Below are 22,222 nucleotides of genomic sequence, written 5' to 3'. Positions count from 1 at the left end.
AGCGGGCGTTGTTTTTTCCATGATTGCCACGGGACTGCCCGTGGCGATCCCGGTCCGTGAGTGCACTTCGTGAGTCAGCAACCCGCCCATGCCAGGGCCTCCCGCGCCGGGCTGATCTTCGGCGTCACCTGCTACACGGTGTGGGGCCTGTTTCCGCTCTACGTGGTGCAGCTGGAATTCGCCTCGGCGCTGGAAATCGTCGCCCACCGGATTCTCTGGTCGCTGCTGCTGTGCCTGGGCCTGCTGGCGGTGACGCGGCGGCTGCCCGAATTCGTCGCCGTGCTGCGCGCGCCGCGCCAGTTCGGCGCGCTCGCGCTGGCGGCCGCGCTGATTGCCTGCAACTGGCTGGTCTACGTCTATGCCGCCACCAGCGGCCAGATACTGCAGGCCTCGCTGGGCTACTTCATCAACCCGCTGCTGACCGTGATGCTCGGTGTGCTGGTGCTGCGCGAGCGCCTGCGCCCGGCGCAATGGCTCGGCGTCGGCATCGCCCTGGTGGCGATCGTGGTGATCGCCGTCGGCCAGGGAGGTCCGCCCTGGCTGGCGCTGGCACTGGCGGTCAGTTTCGGCTTCTACGGGCTGAGCAAGAAGCAGGCCGGCCGCAGCATCGCGCCGATCCCCAGCCTGACCGTGGAAACGCTGGTGCTGGCGCCGCTGGCCCTGCTCGCGCTGGCCTGGCTGGGCTCCCGCGGCCAGACCCACTTCACCGTGCACGGCACCCGCTCGGCGCTGTGGCTGATGTCCACCGGTGTCGCCACCACGCTGCCGCTGATCACCTTCGCCGCGGCGGCACGGCGGCTGCCGCTGAGAACCCTGGGCCTGCTGCAGTACATCGGCCCCAGTCTGCAATTCGTGATTGCCGTGGTCATCGCGCACGAACCGATGTCGCCATCGCGCTGGATCGGCTTCGCGATGATCTGGGCGGCGCTGCTGCTGGTCAGCATCGACGCGCTGCATGCCCAGCATCGGCGCCGCCGACAGGCCGCCGCGAACACCCCCGAGCTGGAGCCGCTCGGCTGATCGGCAGGTGAAGATATCGGGCGACGAGCCGCCCGATGGCGGCCGGCTCGGTTACCATAGCGGCACGGGCCTGTAGCTCAATGGTTAGAGCAGGGGACTCATCGAAAGGTGCCGCCACGCAGGAATGCGTGGACGGGAACGGGATGAATTCAGGGAAACCTCAGCGGCGCGCGATGCGCGGACGGTGGCAACCCTGAGCCAAGCCGGCGGTACACCGCCGGAAGGTGCAGAGACTACCTGAGGGCTGCAGTGCCCTTGATCACAGGCTCGAGCGTCCCGCACCCCACCCGCCCATGCGTCTTGCGCATCGGCGAAGGGTGAAGAGATAGTCCGCTCCGGAAGGAAACCTCCGGGACAAGCGAATCCCTTGGTTCCAGGTTCGAGTCCTGGCGGGCCCACCACATACGCTCGCACGTCATTGCGCGTTTTGGTCATCCCAGCGATTACTGTCAGTTTTGACACTTTTCGCTGGTAATCCGACTGACACTTTTCGCTGGTAATTGGCTGCAGCGAGCCAGGCAAGAGTTTGCGCGTTTGTGCAAATACGGTGTTCACGGAACACGTTTTTCTCGCAGACGGCTCTAATCTAGCTGTTCAGACGAGCGTATCGGCTCGCGGCCCCCATTTTCGCCTTCCGGGCCGCCCCTCCTGGGGTCGATCTACTGCACAGTGCACTGCACTGGCAACGTACCGTCGCTGGATCATCAGGTCGAGAGACCGCTCCCGACCCTAAGCAGACATTGTAATAACGGGTTCTACCCCGTTTTCGCGGACAGTTGAGTTAAGGCCCGATCCCGAATTTCGATTCTGCGTTGCATTCGGGGATTGTGGAAGCGCTCGATGTAAGCAAAGACATCGGACCGCGCCTCGGCCAGCGTCAGGTAGCGGCGGCGATGGACCCGTTCGCGTTTGATCATGCCGAAGAAACCCTCGGCCACCGCATTGTCAGCGCAATGACCGTCGGCGGTCCGCGCTGCTGACATGGCGGCCTCGGAGGAAGGCAGGGGTCGATGGGCAATCCGGACTGTCTGCTCAGTGCACGTAGTTGATGGCGATGGCCGGCGTCACTGATCGGCGCGTGTTGTGGCCCCCGGCCAGTACGCGCACACCCAGCAGCACGCCGATGTTGGGCGTCCAGCTGTATTCCACTGCAGGGGCGAAGCCCACGGTGTCGCTGGAGCCGGAGTCCACTCTCACGGGCAGCGGCAATGTGGCCGGGTCGAGCGAGTCGTCGATGCCAGTCACGTGGGTGCTGTCGTTATGGCTGTAGAGCAGGTCCATGGCCAGCACCCACCGCGTGGTGAGGCTGTATTCCAAGGATGTGTCGACGTAGAAGTTGTTGCCCGGATGCGCGCGGCCGCGGAAGGACGGGCCAGTGCCGTACACGCTCACGCCGTCCACGTCGGCATGGCCTGCCACCGTGCCCGAGACGTTGAGACGCATGCGCAGGATGCGTCCGTTGGGCATCCAGAAATAGCTCTGCGCGTTCACACCCAGGGTGGTGGCGTAGGCGCCGCGGCCCATGCCGTTGGCGGGCCGCGAACCCAGGCGGTCATAGCGGCCAGTGGGCAGCGCCTGCTGAAGCATCAGCGACACGGTGGGCACCCAGCTGCCCTCGTGGTAGCGGATCAGGCGGTACTGCGCCTGCAGGATCTGGTCGCCCAATCGAATACCCGAGCTGTTGGGCCCGCCGCTGACGCGGTTGTAGCCGATGATCGGGATGAAGCCGACGGTGAAGTCGTCGGTGACGCCATAGAGTACGTAGGCGCGTGAGCCGAAGGCATCCACCTTGTGGGACATCGCGTCATAGACGTAGGGCTCCACCAGTATGTGCCCGGGGGGGAGGGTTTCAGCGGAATTGGCCAGCATGGGTCCAGTCCACCAGGCGTCGTCGCGCGATTGGCGCTGCAGTGCGGCCGTGGTGACGTCCTGCGCCATGGCCAGCGGCGCCACCAGCGCCAGCAGCCATGCCCCATGGCACAGCCAGCATGCCGCGCCTTTTGCGTTGTCAATCCTGCTCAAGCCACGCCTCCACCGGATCGGCACCATGTCAGACGAACAGAGTAGGCAGCCAGGTGGTCGCTGCGAATAGCCACTTCGCTATGATCTGGCATGACCACTTGGAGTCTTCCGCCATGCCCCGTGCGTCCGCTTCGTTCCTGCCGCCCATTGCGCTGAAACCGGACAGCGGGGTGCCGATCTACCAGCAGATCTCCGACTGGTTCCGGCGCGCCATCGCCGGCGGCCAGCTGCGACCGGGACAGCGCGTGCCGTCCACACGCAGCCTGGCCGGCGAATTGCGTGTGTCGCGCCTGCCGGTGCTGAGCGCCTACGAACAATTGCTGGCCGAGGGCTACCTGCAGAGTTTCATTGGCGCGGGCACCCGAGTGGCGGCGACCATCCCACAGGAGGCGGCGAGATCCGCGCGACCGAAGACCCAGGCCGTGCTTCGCATCACGCCCAACGGCAGCGCCCTGCGCCGCGTAGCGCAGCGAGCAGCGGCGATGCGCGCGCCGGAGCAGACCTGGCTGGACAGCCAAGGCGCATTTCGCGTGGGCCTGCCGGCGCTGGAGCACTTCCCTCATGCCTTGTGGGCGAAGCTGCTGGCACGCCATGCACGCTCGCCGGATGTGGCGACACTGACCTACGGCGACACCCAAGGCTGGCTGCCACTGCGCGAGGCCATCGCCGACTACCTGGGCGCCGTGCGTGCGGTACGCGCCGATGCCTCGCAGGTGCTGATCACCACTGGCGCGCAGCATGGCGTGCAGTTGTGCGCGCATGCCTTGCTGGATGTCGGCGACAAGGCATGGGTGGAAGACCCCGGCTACCCCGGCGCAGGGCAGGCGCTGGCCGCCGTCGGCGCTCGGGCGATACCGGTGCCGGTGGACACCGAGGGACTGGACGTCGCCGAGGGAATCATTCGTGCGCCGGAGGCGCGACTGGCCTACATCTCGCCCTCGCACCAGTTCCCGCTGGGCATGACCATGAGCGCAACACGGCGCATGCAATTGCTGCAGTGGGCCGCCCACCAGGGCGCGTGGATTGTGGAGGATGACTACGACAGCGAGTACCGCTATGACAGCCACCCGATCACATCACTGCAGGGGCTGGATACGGACGCGCGGGTAATCTACGTGGGCACCTTCAGCAAAGTGATGTTCCCTGCCCTGCGCCTGGGCTATTTGGTGGTGCCCCGAGACCTGGTGCCCGCCTTCCGCGCTTGCCGTGACGCGCTGGACACCTGCACCGCCACGCTGACCCAGCTGGCCCTGGATGACTTCATCCGCGAGGGACACTTCGCGCGGCACATTCGCCGCACGCGCATGCTGTACGCGGAGCGACGAATAGCCCTGCTCAAGGCCGTCGCCCGGTACCTTCCCGGCACGCTGGAACCGGTCGGCGCCGAGGCCGGCATGCAACTCACGGCATTGCTGCCACCGGGCGTGGATGACGTGGCGTTGTCGCGGCGAGCCGCACGAGAGGGCGTGTCGGCGCGGCCCCTGTCGCCGTGCTACTTCGAGCCGCCATTGCGGGGTGGCCTGATCATGGGCTTCGGCGGGGTGGACGCGTCCGCATTGGACGAGGCAATGTGCCGGCTCAGGCGCTGCCTGTGAGTTAGCAGCACCCTGCGCCACGTTTTCGTCCACGGGCGCATCGGGCAACTCTTCAACCCAAACCCACAGCACCAGTTTCTTCTTGAGACCATCGTTCTTGTCCGCGCCCATACCGGGGGCATGGTGCTAGAACCTGACTCGGGCACCGGAACCCAAACGGCCAACTGCAAAGATGGGGTAGAACCCCCCTTGCGGATGACCAACTAAAGGGTTGGTGCCCATCTGTGCCGCTGAAGTCGCCCGAATATCGATCCAGGCGGGCGTGTGAACGGATGCGCGTCGCTACGCTCGATCTGCAAGCTCGCATTCAGCCCAGCACGTTTCATCACCCGAATCCATTCCGTGGAGTCCATGCCCCGGCTCACCTGCGCACAACCTCCGCCTCCTGTCTCGTCCTGCTGACGATCGGCAGCCTGTACTCCACGGAAAACTCTGCTCGTAACGATTTCGCCGTCGACTTCGTCAAAGTAGATGACAGCGGCCACATGACAGATGGCGACCCCGATCTTGTCGTCGATGCCTTCGGTTACGGGAACGATGTACTAGCAGCAGCCGACGCAACTGGTGCAGCAGTACACGACATAATGAACAGCACCGCAGAGACATCTTCCACGCGGCTTGCGAACACATTCGAGCGCGGCGTCTGTCACTCCAGTGCCCAGATCCCCACCCTAGCCGAGCTCCTGTGCGACTTCCCAAACATGGCCGGACGGGTCCGCGAAGGCTGCTGTACGGCGTCCCCAAGGCCGGTCGATAGGGCCGTTCAACAACCTTACGCCACGGTCCCGGAGAACGGCGCATGTAGCGTCCACATCGGCGACCTTGATCGTGAGCAAAACACGAGCACCCGCGGCCGCCGGAGCCACGGGTACGGGCACGACCAGTTCTGGCGCCTGCGAGATCTGGAGCAAGTTGACCGCTGTCCCCTCGAAATCCAGGACGCAGGAAACCTCATCCTCATAAACCACCTCGGGCTCGAAGACGCTTTCGTAAAAGGTCTTTGCCTGCGTGATGTCGTCGACAAACAATGTCACGACTTCGATTGCATTTGGAACTGACACCGATTTCTCCCTCTCCAAGGTCCCTTCACAACAGGTTATCCCGCTCTCGTCCCGGTGATCGACGGCGATCATGATGAGCCGCCGGATGGACCGAACGGAATCATCTCGGCTGAATCCGCAACATATTTCGCATGCCGGAAATCGCGGATAGACCGGATTTGATCCTTGCCCCATTCCAGCAAGACGAAGTAGGACGGCGTTACCGCGGCATCGTTCGGATCGAACACCAGTAGCGCTGGCCGGCCATCGACCAGGCCTGGAGCCAAACGCCAGTCGTCTACCCCGCTGTAGTTGTGGAAATAGCGGGAGACCTGACGCCGGCCTGCCATCCGTGTCTTGGCGACCAATTCGAGTCTGACGTCGTCTGCCAGCATGTCCCGAACGGCATCAAAGTCGCGGTCGTTGAAATGCCGGACATATCGGGCAAGCCTGCTCAACTCTTCCTCACTCAGCCGTGGGACGCTCTCATTCGGTGCCCCGGCAAGCTCGTGAATCCTGTTCCTGCCGCGATGCAAACTGGACTTGACCGCAGGGATGCTCGACTCTGTGATGTCGGCGATTTCCTGGAGGGAGTAGTCGAGGATGTCCTTGAGAATCGTGCACGCGCGCTGCGCGGCGGGCAAATACATGAACGTTCTGAGTCCCGCGGCAGCGACAAACGGGTCCGCTTCGGAGGCTGCGCTGTCGGCGATCATGTCCGGATCTTCCTCCGATTGCAGGTCGTACCGACGCCGCCGGCGCCGCAGGAAGTCAATGGTGATGTTGTGCGCAACGTGGAAAAGCCAGTTTTCAACGCTGTCGATTTGCTTGCCTGGAAGGACCTCGAGCGCCTTGACAAGCACATCCTGCATGAGGTCCTCGCCGTCGATCGCCGAACCCGCCATCCGAGCGCAATAGCGGTGAAGCTTCGGGCGCAGAAGACCGAGCGTCTCGTTGATGGCCCGGTGCTCTTCGTCGTGCCGGGGGATCGGATACGTCATCTGAAGAACCATATCAATCCGTTTTTGGCGCCATGCCATACGAGCCCACGACCTCGACGTCGGCGACCACTGGCCTTTCGCGCCAGCGCTCGCTGACGGCCTGCTGAAAGGCACGGAACGATTCGAGATCCGAAAGGCCCGTCGCCCCGTCGTCCTGTTGGACGAAGTGCATGAAAGTGCCATCGCCGCGGCGGAGAACCACATAGTGAAGCCCTCGGGGCGCGCGGGCATGCAGTTCGGCGAAAACCTCGCCGACAAGGCGCGCATTCTCTTCCGCGCACTCGGGTTTTGTCGCGTAGGTCACAAGCACCTGTTTCATCGTCCGTCCTCTTTGCAACACGTGAGACCTCATGGGGCTGTCGCCTCCCGACAGCATCATGGCGCCCATCGGTCAGGAAGGATGCATGCCCTCCTGTATAGGAAGACGTACGACACGAGTGAAAGGATTCGCTCTGAGTTGGATCGTCACTCCAGCCGGTGCGACGACCTCCCGCTCAAGCCTGCTCGGCCCGCAACGCGTTCTTCCTGCGCTCGATGGCCTTGCTACCTCCCGCCTTCAACCGCTTGGCGAACCGGGCGAGATCGTCGTCGGCGCGGCGATGTTCACTGCCCCAGACACCGAGTTCGATCAGCAACGGCAACACATCCATTCCCGCTTCGGTCAGCCGATAGACCACCTTCAACCTGTGCGCGGGATCATCATGGCGCGAGACGATCCCCTCGTCCTGCAGGGTCTGCAAGCGCTCCGCCAGTGTCCGCGACGAAATCCCCTCGTCCGACTGAAGAAACTCCCTGAAGTGCTTCTTTCCACCGAAAGCCAGGTCACGAATGATCAGGAGTGTCCAGCGGTCTCCCAGCAGCTCCAGGGACAGGTTGATCGGGCAGCCGGATCTTTGCTTGGTCGACATGTTCGGTTCCGTTTGTACATCACTTTACTATTGCAACCATTTTTCCTGCGTGTCAAATTCTCCGCCTGCAATTCACCTCCAGTGGCGAGGATGCCGTCCCATCCGAGCGAGAGGCACGATGAAAAGACTCGTTCTTCAGATGCAGATGTCGGTCGACGGCTTTGTCGGAGGCGATGTACCGCACGACTGGCAGGTCTGGGACTGGGGCAGCGATTGCCCGTGGGACGCGGACCTGAAGCGTGACTTCAATGTGTTTTTCCAGACCATCGACACGATCCTCCTGAGTCGCAAGATGGCCGAAGAGGGATATCTGAACCACTGGGCGGGCGCCGCGAAGCGGTTTCCCGAAGACAGGTTCTATGCCTTTGCGCAGAAGATCACCCAGGTCCAGAAGGTCGTGCTGAGCAGCAAGCTCGAAAACTCCCGCTGGGAGAGGACGACAGTGGGCCGCGGCGATCTCCCGCGCGAGGTCGATGTAATCAAGCGCGGCAGCGGCGGCAACATCGCGGTCTTCGGCGGTGTCGGCTTTGCCTCCGCGCTGATCGCTGCGGATCTCGTCGATGAATACCAGTTCTTCATCAATCCGGCAGCACTCGGCAGCGGTCAACGGCTCTTCGCGCAAACCGGCTTCCGCCGATTGAAACTGCTCGGCTCGAAATCCTACGACTGCGGCATCGTCGTCGATCGCTACACCCCGGCAGGCTCGTCGCAATGCCAACCGGAAGTGGATGCCTGAGGAGCGTCGGTCGACCCCTCTTTGGGAGCTGCCGCCGACACGACCGGTTCCTGATCCAGGTGCCGTGGCCTGGTTCCCTTCCCGTGCGTGACCGACTGTCGGCTCCGACCTGGCGCAAACCGTGGCCTCATCCGCATCCTTTGCGATCGCCGGATCGTCTCAACAGGGTGAATGGCGTGGCGTAACCGAGCCGCACCGAGTACAGAGCCCTGAAACTGAGAGGAGAAGCGATGCTGCTCGTAACCGGCGCAACAGGACTGAATGGGCAACTTGCCGTTCGTGAATTCGCCAGAAATGGGTCTCCGGCAAGGGCACTTGTCCGTGACTGCGCCAAAGCCAGGGCGGCAGGGCTCGACCGGCTGGCAGGCATAGAACTCGTCGAAGCGGACATGCGCCGTGCTGCCACACTTGGCGCGGCACTCGCTGGAGTTGAGCGGGTACTCATGATTTCGGGAGCCGCTCCCGACATGGCGGAAACGCAGTGCACCTTCATCGATGCGTGCAAGGCCGCCGGCGTGCGCCACATCATCAAGTTTTCCGGCAGTGAGCCGGGATCCGACCCAACCAGGTTCCGGTTCACGCGGATGCACGAAGAAATTGAAGACTACCTCGAGGGGTCCGGACTTGCCTGGACCCATCTGCGTCCAAGTCAATTCATGCAGGTCTATCTCCGGGAGGCCCACGACATTGCGACTACCGGCACGCTCCGCCTTCCATTCGAAGACATCGCGTTGTCACCCGTCGATGCTGCGGACATAGCCAGGGTGGCGTACCTTTTGCTCCGCGACGGCGGACACGAAGGCGAGAGTCTCGAGATGACCGGCCCCGAAGCCCTGACGATGGATGACATCGCGGGTCACATCTCGACAGCCATAGGTACGACCGTAGCCTATGTCCGCATCACCCCGGACGAGCGACGCCGGGAGCTGCTTGCCAGAGGCTTGCCGGCGTACTTTGTCGACGCGCTCGACGAACAGACGGAGGAGCGCCTGAAGAACCCCGTCGCAAAAGTGCTTGCAGCGACGCATCGGATGTTTGGCGTTCGACCAACGAGTTTCATCGAATTCTTGCAAAGGCATGCGGCCGCATTCAGCGGCAAGCCCACCTAGCCAGGCTTCTCGTCAAGGGTCCGGATCACTTGCCTGGGATCAATCTGCCAGGTGAAACGGCGTTTTGTGCACTGCTTTGCCCCAAGACGCCGATAGAAGCGGGCTGCATCGCGGTTCCACCCGGGCGTCTGCCACTGGACCTGATCGATACCTTCGCCTGCGCAAAAGTCGCGCAGGGCCGCTATCAAGCGAACGCCGATCCCCATCCCCCGATAGTCAGCCCGCACGTACAGACAGTCCATGTGCATGAAGGCGGCCGCTCGCCACGTCGAGAACTCTCGCGTGGCGGTCATATAGCCCACACTTTTATCGTCAACAAGAGCTATCCATGCGCAAAGGAGGCGGGGCGTCCTGAAGATCGCCTCGACCAGGCGCGATTCGTCGGCGTTTGGCGGTTCTGATCGTTCGAATCGTGCATGCTCATGCATCATTTCCAGCATGGCGTGCAGGTCGCTTCGTTTGGCCTTCCGAATTTCAAGCGCCATCGCGTCTTCTACCTCTGTGCCCGTTCGCGCGCCTTGGACAGCGCCGTGACCAGGCGCTCGATTTCGCTCTCACCCGTGTCCGGACTCGTGATACAGGCACGCAGCACCGGGCGTCCTCGAAGGGCCACCGTAGAGATCCAGGCTTCCCCGGACTGCACCACGTCATCCGCAATCGACTGCGAGTCCGCGGACGTGCCGCAAAAACAAATGAGAGGTAACCATGTGTGGTTGCAGATTTTCCAGCCGTCGGCTACCAGTGCGGCGCGCAACATATCTCCCATGGCGACCTGGCGCCTGATCGTGATCGCGTAGCCATCGAGCCCACGGCTGCCCAGAGCGAGGAAGAGCTTCAAGCCGATGAATCGCCGCGACCATTGGATGGAGGCCACGTAAGGCTGAAGGGTCGTTGAGGATGGCGGCATGTAGTCCGTGGTAACGGCGAACGCTCGCGCCAGAGCGGCTTCGTCCTGAGCCAGGTACATGCCTGCTCCCATGGGGACGGCCAACCATTTGTGAGCATCGATGGTGACACTGTCCGCGCGGTCGATTCCCGCATATCGCGATATCAGTTCGGGAACAATAAGACCCGCGCCCGCCCACGCCGCGTCGACATGAAAATGGGCGCCCACATCCCGTGCCACGTCCGCCAGCTCTGACAGGTCGTCAATCGCACCGTGAGCTGTGGTGCCTGCCGTCCCCACGATCAGCACCGGATCGAGGGCCGCTTCCTGATTAAGGGCGCGCCGCAGATCGGCCGCGCGCATGCGCAAGTCGTTCGCTGCAGGAATCAAGCGCACCGCATCGGCCCCCAATCCAGCCATCCTGGCCAGCTTGATCCAGGCCAGGTGCGCGTGTTCCGATGCATAGATGCCGGGGCGCCGGTCGTATCGAGGTACGCCTGCTTCGGCCCACTGCGGGTAGCGGCGCACCAATGCCGCCAACAGTGCGGTGTGATTGGCCTCGCTACCGCCACTGGTGAAATGCCCAACCGTCCTCGTCCAGCCGATGAGCGCCCCAAACTCGTTGATCAGTCGTTTCTCGATGGCGGCGGCGACTGGCGCATGTTCGACCACGGCAAGCTGAGGATTGACCACGCCCACGATCAAGTCACCCAGAACGCCCTCGACGAGCGCCGGAGGGTTGAACAGGCCGAAGTACCGCGGATGGTCGCTATGGACACCGCACGAGGCCATCCATTCCAGCGTATCGCGAGCCAACCTCAGTGGATCCGTGCCGGCATGCAGATCGAGCTTCCCGAGCCAGCGCTCGAACTCGTCGAGTCCACGCGTCGAGTTCACGGGTCGACCCGCTCGACCCTGCAGATAGGCGTCGGCTAGCGACGCTCCCTCCGTGAGCAGACTCATGGGGCGCCTGCGATGCCTTCTTCCAGCATGAAGCCTTCATCCAGCCATCCGGTAATGCCTCCCGTCATGATCTTCACCGGGCGGCCGAGCCGCGCCAGGCGGACGGCGGCACGGACTGCGCCGTTGCAGTGAGGACCCGCGCAATAGGTGACGAACAGCGTGCCCCGCGGCCATTGCGCCATCTTGGACTCGATGATCTTTCGGTGCGGCAAGCTGATCGCGCCTGCCACATGACCTTTCGCGTAGAGATCCGGGCTGCGCACGTCCAGGAGCACGAATCCGGGCTCATCCTTCTGCAGCGCGTCGTGGGTATCCCAGCAGTCGGTCTCAAAGGCGAGCTGCTTCTGGAAATGCTCGAGCGCGATGCGCGATTCCGCGGCTGCGACTTCGGTAACGTTGTTCGACACGGCACGACCTCCAACCAAAGGGTGAGGCCATTGTATTTGGCGGTATCGCGTGGAAAAATTGGCGTAAATGTCATTTAGCGATCATATTTCGCCAATCAACCGCCGCGTAGCCGTACTGGTCTACGACGGGCTCTGCATGTTCGAGTTTTCCAGCGCTGCGGAGGTGTTCGGACTCATGCGCCCGGAGGCCGGCCCGGACTGGTATCGATTCGAGACCGCTTCCATCGATGGTGGCCCCGTGGCGACCCAGTTCGGTGGCCAGATGACGCCAAATGGCGGCCTGCGCAAACTCCAGACCGCGGGCACGATCATCGTGCCGGGCTGGTCGGGGCAGGATGTGGCGGTTCCCGACAGAGTGATCAAGACGCTCAGGACGGCCCACGCCCGCGGCGCCCGCCTGATGTCCATTTGCTCCGGAGTCTTTGTCCTGGCCGCTACCGGGCTGCTGGATCACCAGCGAGCGACCACTCACTGGCGTTATGCGGCTTCCTTGCACGAGCAATATCCTCTGATCGACGTGGATCCGAATGTCCTTTACGTCGACAACGGGAGCGTGCTGACGTCGGCAGGCAGCGCCGCTGGTCTCGATCTTTGCCTGCACCTCATTCGTCGCGACTTCGGAAGCGCCAAGGCAAATATGGTCGCCCGGCGCCTCGTCATTCCCCCTCATCGGGAGGGCGGCCAGGCGCAATATGTTCCCCAGCCCATCGCACGTGACCAGCTGGCCGCGAGCGTCGGGATGACGGAGCGGACGTTCTTGCGTCGGTTCAAGGCAACAACGGGCACATCGCCCGGAGACTGGCTTACTGAGGTACGCGTGCAACACGCCCGTGGACTCCTGGAACGGACCACGCTGCCGATCGACCTTGTCGCCGAGCGCAGCGGATTCGGCAGCGCCATCACTCTTCGCCATCACTTTCGGTCGCGGCTGCAGACCAGCCCCGTCGCCTACCGAAACCGCTTCCACCAAACGGGTGCAAAGGAGTAGCGGTCGCTGGCCTGCGGGCGCGCCCTTCTGCCCGTTGACGTCACCGTGCCCTGGGGGCGCCAATCGCCATCCCTGCTGCCGGCGGCAGGGATGGGTCGTATTGCTCCCCGTGGCGCCCCGTCAGTTGCTTCGCCTGGCGGATCCCGGTTCCCCCATGACTCCGTGTTCCGGCGGAGGCCGACGCTTCGACCGACCGCAGACCCGCAACGACGATGGAGCGCCCTGCGACAGGCATGTCACACCCGTGGCGGCTGACTCGTCTTGGCGTGGAAGGTGGCATCTCCGCCGCCCTGGTGTTATCGACCGGTCGGTCGCTTTCGTCGTTCGAGTTATCCCGGTGACAAATCATGAACAGTGGTAGCGATTCAACCCGCTGTACGAGCGGCCTGTCCCAACGGCAGGTGCTGTCCGTGCTCGCCTTCACACCCCCAGGTCGAAACATTCCCGGAGACCATCGATGAGCAGATATCAGCATCCGTTCGCATCCAGCGCGCGCCCATGGAAGGCAGGTTTGGCAGCGATGATTGCCATGTCGCTGGCCGTGCTCGGCGTGGCGAATGCCGCTGAGGCGCCGCCTGCGCTCTCCGCCGAGAACCTGAAGCACGACACCCGGGTCCTGAGCAGCGATGCGTTCGAAGGTCGCGGACCGCTGAGCGCAGGAGAAGACAAGTCCGTCGCGTACATCACTGCGGCGATGAAAAAGGCCGGGCTCAAAGCGGGCGTTCACGGCAGTTATCTCCAACCCGTCCCGCTGCTCCAGACGGAGACCCTGATGAACCCCGCGCCACGTCTCCAGGTCGTCGGCGCGTCCGGCAGCCTGGATTTCGCCTATGGGCAGGACATCACGCTCAACACGCGTCGAGACACCTCGGAGATCAGCCTGAAAGGATCGGAAGTGATCTTCGTCGGCTATGGCGTCGATGCACCCGAGCGCCATTGGAACGACTACGACGGAACGGATGTCCGCGGCAAGACCGTGCTCATCCTGGTCAACGACCCGGACTGGCGAAATCCGCTGGGCAAGGGGCCGTTTGGCGGCGCCGCGATGACCTATTACGGGCGTTGGATGTACAAATACGAGGAGGCCGCGCGCCAGGGGGCTGCAGCCGCGATTATCGTCCACAGCGATGCTTCGGCCGGCTATCCCTTCTCGGTGCTGACCTCGAGCCTCAGTGGCGCGCGGGATTCGCTCGACCGGGCGGACGGCGGTGCCGGGCTTCTGGCTGTAGAGGCATGGATGACGCATTCGGCAGCCGAACGGCTGGTCGGCTTGGCCGGCCAGAACCTCCTCGAGCTGGAAAAGGCGGCCGCCCGGCCCGGCTTCAAGGCTCGCCCGCTCGGCATCGCCGCGAACTTCACCTTCAAGGTGAAATCGCGGCATGGCGTCTCCAGGAACGTCCTGGGCTTCCTGCCCGGCGAGCGGCATCCCGACGAGTACGTGCTGTATACCGCGCACTGGGACCATCTCGGCCACTGCCCGCCCGACCAGAGCGGCGACGACATCTGCAACGGTGCCGTCGACAACGCGTCGGGCGTGGCCGGCCTGCTCGAACTGGCACGCGCCTTCAGGCACGCAAAGGCGACCAGCCGATCGATCCTCTTCATGGCGACGACCGGAGAGGAATACGGCCTCCTGGGTTCCGAATACTATGCGACCCACCCGATCTATCCGCTGGCAAAGACGGTGGCGGACATCGACATGGACCCGCTCAGCTACATGCTTGGACGAACACGGGACATCTCGCTCATCGCCGATCAAACCGAGCTGGCCGCGGTCGTCCGCCACGTCGCCGCCGCCCAGGGTCGGGTGGTGACGCCCGACTCCTCACCGGAAGCAGGCATGCGCTATCGCTCCGACACCTTGAGCTTCTCACGCGCCGGCTTGCCGGTGGTTGTCCTCGGAAACGGAATCGACGTGATCGGCAAACCGCCCGGCTGGGGAGAAGCGAAGCTCGCGGACTATCTGGATCATCACTACCATCAACCTTCGGACACCTACGATCCCCACTGGGACTGGTCGGGCGCCGTGCAGGATCTCACCCTCTATTTTGGTATCGGCGCGCAGCTCGCCAATGGAACGAGCTGGCCGAACTGGTACGCCAACGACGAGTTCCGCGCCGCGCGCGACGCGGTGCTGTCGGCTGGATGCACAGAAGGGGCCGAGTCGCACGCATCGGCTGCATGCAAGCAATTCGGACATTCGGGACGCTGACATCGGGTTCGCTTCCGGCTTGTTCCCTTCAAGTACCGGTTGCCGGGAGCTGACTCCTCGAGCGCCGCGCACCTTCTGCCCGACCTCACATATTGAGCGACGCATGCACTCCGGCCGGCCAGCGCCAGGGCTGCATGGAATCGGCCGAATCCGTCAGACCCCGGCGCTGACTGGCCAAGGCGCCCTAGTGCGCTGGCGCCGCCGTCTGCTTCAGCAAGGCGAAAACGGAATTCGCCACTGCCTCGGGCTGATCCAGCTGGATGTCATGTGACGCATGGCTGACCACGATTCGTTCGCCGCGCGTCGTCGTGGCCAGGATCTGTGCCTGGGTCTTGTCCCTGGCCGCATCCAGCTTCTTGCGAAGATCGGCGGGGGCATCCGCATAGGTGTCGGTAGCAGCCAGCACGATCATGGGTGTCGAGCCATGGGACTCCTTCGACGATACCGGCTGGCGGTACACCGCCACATTGTCCTTGAGCTCCGACATCAGCGTGCGCCAGAACGCCGGTTTGTACTTGTAGGCGGCAATCGCGGCGTTCACCCTGGCACTGGCAAGCGGATTGGCACCGGCCACGCAATGCTCGAGCGCAGGTGGAGGTGACGCCAGTTGATGTCTCTCTGCACCGGCTTCGCATTGGCGAATGAAGGCAAACCGCTGATTGCTCATCTGTTCCTCCTGCCTGGCCCAGTCTGGAGCGACTGCGGCGACATCCTGCGCGGGAGGATCAATCAGCACCATGCCGCTGACATCGATGGGGTAGCGCTGTGCATATTGCCTGACGATGTTGCTCCCCCTTGAATGGCCCACCAGCACCAGCGGAGTCTTCAGACCTGCGTGATGGATCAGTGCATGCAGATCCGCAACATCGGCGGCGAGATTTCGCGGCAAGGGGCCCTCATCGCTGAAACCATAACCCGCCCGATCGTATGAGCACACTTTGCTCGATGCCGCCAACAGCGGCTGCAGCTTGAACCAGGTGGTGGTGTCGGCATGTGAGCCGGCCTCCAGCAGCACTGTCTGCGCACCACTGCCCTCGCAGCGAAGATTCAACTTGCGGCCAGGCGCTATCGTGATGAGCACTCCCGGCTGCGCGTAGCGATCTGGAATGTGCCGTGGAACGGCGATGTCCGCCGCTCCACGGGCATGTACGCCACCGACCAGCACCATCCACAAAACTGCACAACCCGCCTTCAATCGTTTCAGTTTCAAGGTCATCCCCTCGATGAGCCGCAACTCGGCGAGCTGCCCGGCGTGAGTTTTCATCGACTCGGAAGAGCGGGAAAAGTTCTCCGGAATCTCCGACCGGTTCTCAAGTTTGGCGAACGTCAGCCCACGCATGACCGGTACGCCCCGTAAAGCCCGCGCCGAACCGTGGCGATCAACGACACGGTCGCCACAGCGAAAAGATATCGTCGCTCGCCTTGGTGGAGATCGACTGTCGCGAGCCACACGGCTCCCCGGGTGGCCATCGGTGTGGACTACCGCCGATTCAGCGACTGACGAACGAAGGCATGCGTGACCGATGCATCGAAAGGGTTGCTCAGGCTGCCTGCGCCGCCGCATTCGTCGCGGGCACGGCGAGCTGTCTGAACCGTCGGTCGATCTCCGCGGCTGTCAGATGCGGCTTGTCGTCCAGCCACCAGCCGAGCAGGCCGAAGAACGCACCGGCGACGAACCGGACGACCGGCTCGCGCTGCGCCGGCATGGCCCGCAATGCGGGCAAGGCAAGTTTCACGTCCTCGCGCACGAGCTCGATCAGCAACTCCTGGAGGCGGCGTTGCACGGCGGCGCCGCTGCGCTTGCCGACCATGGCCCGGAACACGTCGCGATGCTCGCTGACGTGCTCGAACATCTCGCGGCTGAAGGCGAACAGCCGTTCGTCCTGCCGGGTACGCGCCTCGCGCTGGCGTTGCTTGAGCAGCACGCGCAGTTCGTCGAAGCCGCACATCAGGAGTTCTTCCTTGTTGCTGAAGTGTGCGTAGAACGTCGTGCGGCCGACGTTGGCGCGGTCGATGATCTCCTGCACCGACAAGGCCTCGAATCCCTTTTCCTTGACCAGCTCCAGCAGCGAGGTGCGCAGGAGTTGCTGCGTACGCTGGATCCTCCGGTCTTCGCTTCTGGTCATCGCCTGCCTCCGGTTTGCGAACAATGTGCCGTGCCGTGTTCGGTTCGGAACACATCCGGCCCGCTTGTACTGGCCCGCCTGGTGGGTCGCGGACATCATGCCTTCAATGAGACATATATTCGATAACGAACACAATGTTTCATTTCCCGAGCCACCGAACATCTCGAATGTGAATGCCTCGCGCCCACCTGACGGCGGCGCGCGTGTCCGGGCAGGCGATCGCCAGCCATCCCGCGAGCTGTTGACGATCCTGGGTGCGCGCAAGAGCCTGCAGCAAGCCAACACGGTCGGCGTGGAAGGCCATGCCCGGGCAGATCCGGACCCGCCAGCTGGATGGCCGGATGCGCTTCGGCAAAGTGCCGGCGCCGATCGCCAACAAGCGCGCACGGAAGCTGTGGGCATCGTCCAGCACCGCGCAGCCCTGACACGCACGACGTCGAAAAGAGGACAACATGATGAGCAGCATCGGCTCGAAAGCTCAGGGCAGCAGTGCCAGGCGCTCGGCGTCAACTGGAAGTCTCTTGCGGAATGACTGGATTTCGGCCGCGGACATCCGTTTCAAACTTTCTTGAGTTGATGGCCCCCACTCGAAAGCGTAGTTTTCGGCGGATATCCCTGCATTTGTGAGGTGAGTGATGAGATGGAGCTGTGTTGCATTGGTGGCCTTCGCGTTGACATGTACTGCCGCGGCGCAGGCGTCGTCGGGTGTGTCGTCGGAATCGTCCGCGCCCGTGATCCATACCGAGGATGTCTACCTCTTCTACACGGTTTACGATGCCGCCGGCGGGCACCCCACGGCCCAGCAACTTCAGCATGAATATATGGATCCAGGTTCGGAAGGGTTGCATCGTCTTGCCGAGCTGCGCAATGTCACGGGCGCTTCGATCGCAAAGACCCTGGCAGGACATCCAGCGCTCTACTCGGATGCCAAGCGCTGCATGGCCGTTCTACCTTCCGTGCGTCGGCGACTGGATGCCGCGCTCGTCAAGCTGCGGCAACTCTACCCACCCGCCGAATTCGCTCCGGTGACCATCGCCGTCGGCCGGGGAAAGCCCGTCGGCGTCACGGATGCGTCCGGTGTCATGATTGGCCTCGAGGCTCTCTGCGCGATCAACTACTTCGAACCAAACGTAGAGGACCGTTTCGTGCATGTGCTCGCACACGAATACGCCCACGTCCAGCAGGCCATAAAGGCGCCGGCGTTCTACGACGATCCGAAGCCCACGGTGCTCAAGGAATCGCTGATCGAAGGGGCGGCCGAATTCACCGGCGAGTTGATCTCCGGCGGTGTCGCCAACACCGATCTCGAGGCGCGCGCGCGGGGGCATGAAATGGCCATCGAAACCGCCTTCGTCGCCGACGAGGACAAGACCGATCTTTCCAGCTGGCTGTACAACGGCACGTTGACCAAGCCGGGCGACCTGGGATATTGGGTCGGCTATCGCATCACCAAGGCGTATTACCAGCATGCCAGGGACAAGCGCCAGGCGCTCCGCGACATTCTGGAAATGACCGACGCCAGGGCGTTCCTGGCCAGGAGCGGCTGGTATCCGGGCATTCGGCTGCACTAGACCTCGAGGGCCCGGCCAAGAACGAGGTAGCCAAGCCGGCCTTGATCGCCGCGGGAAAGCATGCGGCGCCGGCATCAACGCCTGGCGACCGCGGGTCGATAGCGTGGTTCCTGGTCCTCTCCGTGCTGATCAGCGGCATCTTCTGGGTCTTGATGATCGAGGCGGGGCATCCGGGGGCTGGCGGCGGCCATTACGTCGTCGGCCTCATGTGGGCGCCAGCCGTGGCGGCGTTTTTCGCCCTCCGGCTTCGCCGCGGCGACACCCGCTCGCTCGGTCTGTCATCGAGCGGCGGGAAATCCATGCTTCTCGCGTACGGCTTGCCGCTGTTCTACGCCTCGGTGGCCTACGGTCCGGTGTGGGCGCCGGGGCTGGGGTTTTTCCCCGATCCAGCAGCGATGACCCGGCTGTCCGCGCGGCTCGGCTGGCGGCCTCTCGGCGCGGCAGGTTTCGTCCCGCTGTATTTCGTGCCGATCGCCACGACGGGAATCATCCCGGCGATCGCCCACGCGCTCGGGGAAGAGATCGGCTGGCGAGGCTTTCTGGCACCCGCGCTCGTCGGGCGCATGGGTTTCACGGCTGGCGCCATCGTCACCGGCATCATCTGGACGGCGTGGCACGTACCGATCCTGCTTTTCGCCGATTACCACGGTGCGACACCGTGGCGGTTCGGCTTGCCCTGCTTTGCGGTGATGGCGGTGGCGCTGAGCGTGATCCTCACGTGGATCCGCCTGCGGTCCGGCAGCGTGTGGCCTTGCGCGATCCTCCATGCAAGCCACAACCTCTTCATTCAGGCGTTCTTCACGCCGCTGACGGGATCGATGGGCCGGATCACGCCGTACATGATCGACGAGCTCGGGGTAGCCGTGCCCATGGCCGTTCTCGTCCTGGCGGTGCTGATCTGGAATCAACAACGGCGAGTGGCCGGACCGGTTGGCTGACAGGGACCTGAAGGCAGTCGGCCCCATCCAAGGCATGCTTCGCGCGCAGCCGTCGCCTGCCTCCGGTCGGCGAACAACGTGCCATGCGGTGTTCGGCTTGGAACACATCCTGCCCGTTTGTGCTGGCCCGCATGGTGGGGCGCGGACATCATGCCCGTACTGAAAACATCTTCGATAACGAACATCATGTTCCATATCCGAGGCAGCCGAACATGTCCAACATGATTACAGCGCGCGCGCCCGGCGTCGGCACGCGCATCCGGGCAGGCGATCACCTGCCGCCGCGTGAGCTGGTGACGATCCGGGGGCGACGCATCCGCATACCCGATGCACATCGCATGGTGCACCTGCAGTTCCGCCGTTTCGCGGGTTGTCCTGTCTGCAAGCTCCATCTGCGATCGGTCGCCCAGCGTCACGACGAGCTGGCGAAGGCCGACATCCTGGAGGTCGCGGTGTTCCATTCGTCGATCGAGACCATGCGCCGTCACGATCAGGCGCTGCCATTTCCCGTGGTGGCCGATCCGGAGGGGCGGTTGTATCGGCAGTTCGGGGTAGAGGCATCCCTGCGCTCGGTGCTCGATCCGCGCGCCTGGGTATCCATTGCGCGTGGGCTTGCCACGTTCGGGGCGGGGCGCGAAGCGGGCGAGTCGGCGCTGGGCTTGCCGGCGGACTTCCTTATCGGCCCCGATGGCGAGGTGCGGGCATGCAAGTACGGCATGCACGCGGACGACCACTGGTCCGTCGACGAGATTCTCGAGCATTCCTGGGCAAGGGACTGGGAGGACGCCGACCCATTGGCGATCCACGCTGCGGACGTAGCGGCGCCGAAGGGAGGCAGGGTCAATGGGTAACCCGACCTCCGATGCGTTCCGTCTGCCACTGTCGCGCGCGTTCCGGGCGGCCCTGGCGATCCTGCTGCTGACAAGCGTGCATCACGCCTACGGCGCCTGCATCTATCACACCCCCTGGCGCCTTCACGTCGCCCTGGTGGCCGCGCTGACGGCGCTGATGCTCTGGAGCGCGGTTTTCGTGGCTCGGAATCGTCCCGAAGGGCTCGCAAGCGCCATCGCAACGGTGGCGTTCTGCCTTGTCGATGCTCTCATTCCCGTGATCGGGATCGGCTTCTTCGAAGGCGGCTACAACCACGTCCTGAAGAACGCACTGTATTTCGCGGACGCCTCGCCGATGCTTATGACCCGGTTGTTCCCACCACCGGCCTACGAGCTCCCCAACGATGTGCTGTTCGAGGCCAGCGGCGTCATGCAGTTCGTCGTGGGCATGGTTGCCGGCTACCAGCTGTATGGTTTTATCCGGCAGGGATGGGGCGCCTGCGACGGCGTTCCTACCGGTCCGGCCGGATGATGGCCTTCGGGGATGCCGGGGTCGAGGTGACGGATGGCAGGTGGCCCGACGGATTTCACGCGGCATAGTGAACAGCCTCGTCGCGGGCGCCGAAGACCGCAGCGGGGCATCTTTCCTGCACGAGGTACAACGATGATCCGGTCCTTTCTGACACTGCTGCTCGTGTGCTTGTCGGTTCCCGCAAGTGCGTCGGCCTTGCGTCAGTCGTTCGATCTTCGGGTGCCCCAGGCGCCGACGCCGGTGACGGTCGGCGGGCAGCGACAGCTGGTCTACGAGCTGCAGGCCACGAACTATGCCGACGTCGACCTGGTGCCCACGAAGCTTGAGGTGTTCGACGCGGATGCGATGGGGACGCCGCTGGTGTCGTGGGCGGGCCCCACGCTGCTGGCGCGCATGGCGATCGCCGGTACCGACCGGTCGCCGGGCGTGAACGGCCTGGTCACCGGCATGCAGGCGGTGATCTATGTCGAAGTGGCGCTGCCCGCGGGCGCCCGGATGCCACGCCGGCTGACCCATCGGCTGGTCTTTGCGCACACGCGCCAACCGGGCGAGGTGTCGGGCGGCGACGTAGCGGTCGAGCGGCGTGCGCCGGTGACCCTTGCGCCGCCGCTGCGCGGTGGACCATGGGTCGCGATCTACGATGCGTCCGTGCCGCGGGGACATCGGCGCGTGCTGTTCGCGCTCGATGGAAGGGCAAGGATTCCTGCACGTTTCGCGATCGACTGGTTCCGACTGGATGCGCGCGGGCATCACGCACGCGGCGACGAACAGGAGGTGGCGAACTGGCTCGGTTACGGCGAGGCCGTGCTGGCGGTGGCCGATGGCATCGTAGTCGGCACCCGGAACGACTATCCGGAGAGCCGCACGTTGAAGAACCCCAGGCATCCGCTGAGCGAGGCCAGCGGCGACTTCGTCTCGCTCGCCCTCGGCGATGGCCGCTATGCGCACTACGAGCATCTCCGACCCGGCAGCGTCCGGGTGCATCCCGGAGAACGCGTGCGCCGCGGCCAGGTCATCGCCGCGCTCGGTTTCAGCGGCGATTCCACCGGTCCGCACCTGCATTTCCACGTCAGCGACGGCGCCACACCGCCGGCCGGCGAAGGGCTGCCATTCGTCATCGACCGCTACGAGGCGCTCGGCGCTTACCCGGATCTCGACGATTTCGATGCCGGCAGGCCGTGGCGGGCATTGCCCGTGGGCAGCGTGCGCGTCCGGCGCGAGGACATGCCTGCGGCCAGCGCCGTGGTCGACTTTCCGTGAGGCGAGTCGGGCTCCGGTGCAGCCGGCGAGTCCACTCCGGCGCGGGACGGCCAGGCCTGCCGATCGCCCCGCGATTCG

At 64.0% G+C, this 22,222-nt stretch carries 22 protein-coding genes and 1 pseudogene; 12 read left to right on the top strand and 11 right to left on the bottom strand.

Annotated elements, in window-relative coordinates; all coding sequences use genetic code 11:
• The first annotated feature begins 69 nt into the window (after positions 1-69).
• Positions 70-1,020 carry an EamA family transporter RarD gene (gene rarD / locus ACFPPA_RS00235; RefSeq protein WP_377316101.1) on the top strand — a complete coding sequence of 317 codons (951 nt, stop codon included), beginning with the start codon at positions 70-72 and terminating at the stop codon, positions 1,018-1,020.
• 755 nt (positions 1,021-1,775) lie between these two features.
• On the opposite strand, the pseudogene ACFPPA_RS00230 reads toward rarD, so the two are convergent.
• A pseudogene (locus ACFPPA_RS00230) lies at positions 1,776-1,988 on the bottom strand (IS3 family transposase); the annotation flags it as partial.
• A 64-nt stretch (positions 1,989-2,052) separates the two neighbouring features.
• Positions 2,053-3,042, bottom strand: a complete 990-nt coding sequence (locus ACFPPA_RS00225) for a transporter (RefSeq protein ID WP_377316099.1) — start codon at positions 3,040-3,042, stop codon at positions 2,053-2,055.
• A 113-nt stretch (positions 3,043-3,155) separates the two neighbouring features.
• On the opposite strand from ACFPPA_RS00225, the gene pdxR reads away from it, so the two are divergent.
• On the top strand, positions 3,156-4,637 hold the full coding sequence (gene pdxR, locus ACFPPA_RS00220) for a MocR-like pyridoxine biosynthesis transcription factor PdxR (protein WP_377316097.1): 1,482 nt from the start codon (positions 3,156-3,158) through the stop codon (positions 4,635-4,637).
• A gap of 671 nt (positions 4,638-5,308) precedes the next feature.
• On the opposite strand, the gene ACFPPA_RS00215 is transcribed toward pdxR, so the two are convergent.
• The 4 genes from ACFPPA_RS00215 to ACFPPA_RS00200 all read right to left on the bottom strand — a co-directional run bounded on the left by ACFPPA_RS00215 (position 5,309) and on the right by ACFPPA_RS00200 (position 7,586).
• Positions 5,309-5,770 (bottom strand): VOC family protein, encoded by a 462-nt coding sequence (locus tag ACFPPA_RS00215; RefSeq protein WP_377316095.1) that lies wholly within the window; start codon positions 5,768-5,770, stop codon positions 5,309-5,311.
• A complete protein-coding gene (locus ACFPPA_RS00210; protein WP_377316093.1) occupies positions 5,767-6,678 on the bottom strand; it encodes a sigma-70 family RNA polymerase sigma factor in 912 nt (303 codons plus the stop codon). The genes ACFPPA_RS00215 and ACFPPA_RS00210 overlap by 4 nt, the downstream gene beginning before the upstream one ends.
• Before the next feature lie 13 nt (positions 6,679-6,691).
• Positions 6,692-6,997, bottom strand: a complete 306-nt coding sequence (locus ACFPPA_RS00205; protein ID WP_377316091.1) for a hypothetical protein — start codon at positions 6,995-6,997, stop codon at positions 6,692-6,694.
• A gap of 175 nt (positions 6,998-7,172) precedes the next feature.
• Positions 7,173-7,586, bottom strand: a complete 414-nt coding sequence (locus tag ACFPPA_RS00200) for a winged helix-turn-helix transcriptional regulator (RefSeq protein ID WP_377316089.1) — start codon at positions 7,584-7,586, stop codon at positions 7,173-7,175.
• 118 nt (positions 7,587-7,704) lie between these two features.
• Here ACFPPA_RS00200 and ACFPPA_RS00195 point away from each other — a divergent pair, with 118 nt between their 5' ends.
• Both ACFPPA_RS00195 and ACFPPA_RS00190 read left to right on the top strand, forming a co-directional pair.
• A complete protein-coding gene (locus ACFPPA_RS00195) occupies positions 7,705-8,322 on the top strand; it encodes a dihydrofolate reductase family protein (RefSeq protein WP_377316087.1) in 618 nt (205 codons plus the stop codon).
• 230 nt (positions 8,323-8,552) lie between these two features.
• Complete coding sequence (locus ACFPPA_RS00190) at positions 8,553-9,431, top strand: SDR family oxidoreductase (RefSeq protein WP_377316085.1); 879 nt, start codon at positions 8,553-8,555, stop codon at positions 9,429-9,431.
• Here the strand turns inward: ACFPPA_RS00190 and ACFPPA_RS00185 are convergent.
• From ACFPPA_RS00185 to ACFPPA_RS00175, 3 genes are read right to left on the bottom strand one after another with little or no spacing between them, the layout of a single operon-like run.
• On the bottom strand, positions 9,428-9,916 hold the full coding sequence (locus tag ACFPPA_RS00185) for a GNAT family N-acetyltransferase (RefSeq protein WP_377316083.1): 489 nt from the start codon (positions 9,914-9,916) through the stop codon (positions 9,428-9,430). The genes ACFPPA_RS00190 and ACFPPA_RS00185 overlap by 4 nt on opposite strands.
• An 8-nt stretch (positions 9,917-9,924) precedes the next feature.
• Positions 9,925-11,280 (bottom strand): pyridoxal phosphate-dependent decarboxylase family protein, encoded by a 1,356-nt coding sequence (locus ACFPPA_RS00180; protein ID WP_377316081.1) that lies wholly within the window; start codon positions 11,278-11,280, stop codon positions 9,925-9,927.
• Positions 11,277-11,687, bottom strand: a complete 411-nt coding sequence (locus tag ACFPPA_RS00175; RefSeq protein ID WP_377316079.1) for a rhodanese-like domain-containing protein — start codon at positions 11,685-11,687, stop codon at positions 11,277-11,279. The genes ACFPPA_RS00180 and ACFPPA_RS00175 overlap by 4 nt, the downstream gene beginning before the upstream one ends.
• 67 nt (positions 11,688-11,754) lie before the next feature.
• Between ACFPPA_RS00175 and ACFPPA_RS00170 the strand changes: the two genes are divergently transcribed.
• Positions 11,755-12,675: a helix-turn-helix domain-containing protein gene (locus ACFPPA_RS00170; protein WP_377316077.1), complete on the top strand. Its 921-nt coding sequence runs from the start codon at positions 11,755-11,757 to the stop codon at positions 12,673-12,675.
• 457 nt (positions 12,676-13,132) lie between these two features.
• The gene (locus tag ACFPPA_RS00165; protein ID WP_377316075.1) at positions 13,133-14,887 is read left to right on the top strand and encodes a M28 family peptidase; all 1,755 of its coding nucleotides are present in this window, start codon (positions 13,133-13,135) and stop codon (positions 14,885-14,887) included.
• Positions 14,888-15,071: 184 nt separating this feature from the next.
• Here ACFPPA_RS00165 and ACFPPA_RS00160 read toward each other — a convergent pair whose 3' ends face one another.
• Together ACFPPA_RS00160 and ACFPPA_RS00155 are read right to left on the bottom strand one after the other, a co-directional pair.
• Positions 15,072-16,226, bottom strand: coding sequence for an alpha/beta hydrolase (locus ACFPPA_RS00160; protein ID WP_377316073.1), 1,155 nt, complete (start codon positions 16,224-16,226; stop codon positions 15,072-15,074).
• Positions 16,227-16,428: 202 nt separating this feature from the next.
• Entirely contained in the window at positions 16,429-17,112 is a 684-nt protein-coding gene (locus ACFPPA_RS00155) for a TetR/AcrR family transcriptional regulator (RefSeq protein ID WP_377316071.1), read from the bottom strand.
• 7 nt (positions 17,113-17,119) lie between these two features.
• Between ACFPPA_RS00155 and ACFPPA_RS00150 the strand changes: the two genes are divergently transcribed.
• The 6 genes from ACFPPA_RS00150 (at position 17,120) to ACFPPA_RS00125 (ending at position 22,144) form a co-directional block, all read left to right on the top strand.
• Positions 17,120-17,545, top strand: a complete 426-nt coding sequence (locus tag ACFPPA_RS00150) for a hypothetical protein (protein ID WP_377316069.1) — start codon at positions 17,120-17,122, stop codon at positions 17,543-17,545.
• 199 nt (positions 17,546-17,744) lie between these two features.
• The gene (locus ACFPPA_RS00145; RefSeq protein ID WP_377316067.1) at positions 17,745-18,584 is read left to right on the top strand and encodes a DUF2268 domain-containing putative Zn-dependent protease; all 840 of its coding nucleotides are present in this window, start codon (positions 17,745-17,747) and stop codon (positions 18,582-18,584) included.
• A gap of 41 nt (positions 18,585-18,625) precedes the next feature.
• The gene (locus ACFPPA_RS00140) at positions 18,626-19,522 is read left to right on the top strand and encodes a CPBP family intramembrane glutamic endopeptidase (protein WP_377316065.1); all 897 of its coding nucleotides are present in this window, start codon (positions 18,626-18,628) and stop codon (positions 19,520-19,522) included.
• 119 nt (positions 19,523-19,641) lie between these two features.
• Positions 19,642-20,373: a peroxiredoxin-like family protein gene (locus ACFPPA_RS00135; protein WP_377316063.1), complete on the top strand. Its 732-nt coding sequence runs from the start codon at positions 19,642-19,644 to the stop codon at positions 20,371-20,373.
• On the top strand, positions 20,366-20,884 hold the full coding sequence (locus tag ACFPPA_RS00130) for a hypothetical protein (RefSeq protein ID WP_377316061.1): 519 nt from the start codon (positions 20,366-20,368) through the stop codon (positions 20,882-20,884). Before ACFPPA_RS00135 ends, ACFPPA_RS00130 begins: the two co-directional genes overlap by 8 nt.
• A 219-nt stretch (positions 20,885-21,103) precedes the next feature.
• The gene (locus ACFPPA_RS00125; RefSeq protein WP_377316059.1) at positions 21,104-22,144 is read left to right on the top strand and encodes a M23 family metallopeptidase; all 1,041 of its coding nucleotides are present in this window, start codon (positions 21,104-21,106) and stop codon (positions 22,142-22,144) included.
• Positions 22,145-22,222 lie beyond the last annotated feature (78 nt).

This window comes from Rhodanobacter ginsengisoli (assembly GCF_042657065.1).
Taxonomy (GTDB): Bacteria; Pseudomonadota; Gammaproteobacteria; order Xanthomonadales; family Rhodanobacteraceae; genus Rhodanobacter; species Rhodanobacter ginsengisoli.
The sequence above is the reverse complement of the archived record's forward strand: the minus strand, read 5'-3'. Positions and strand labels throughout refer to the sequence as shown.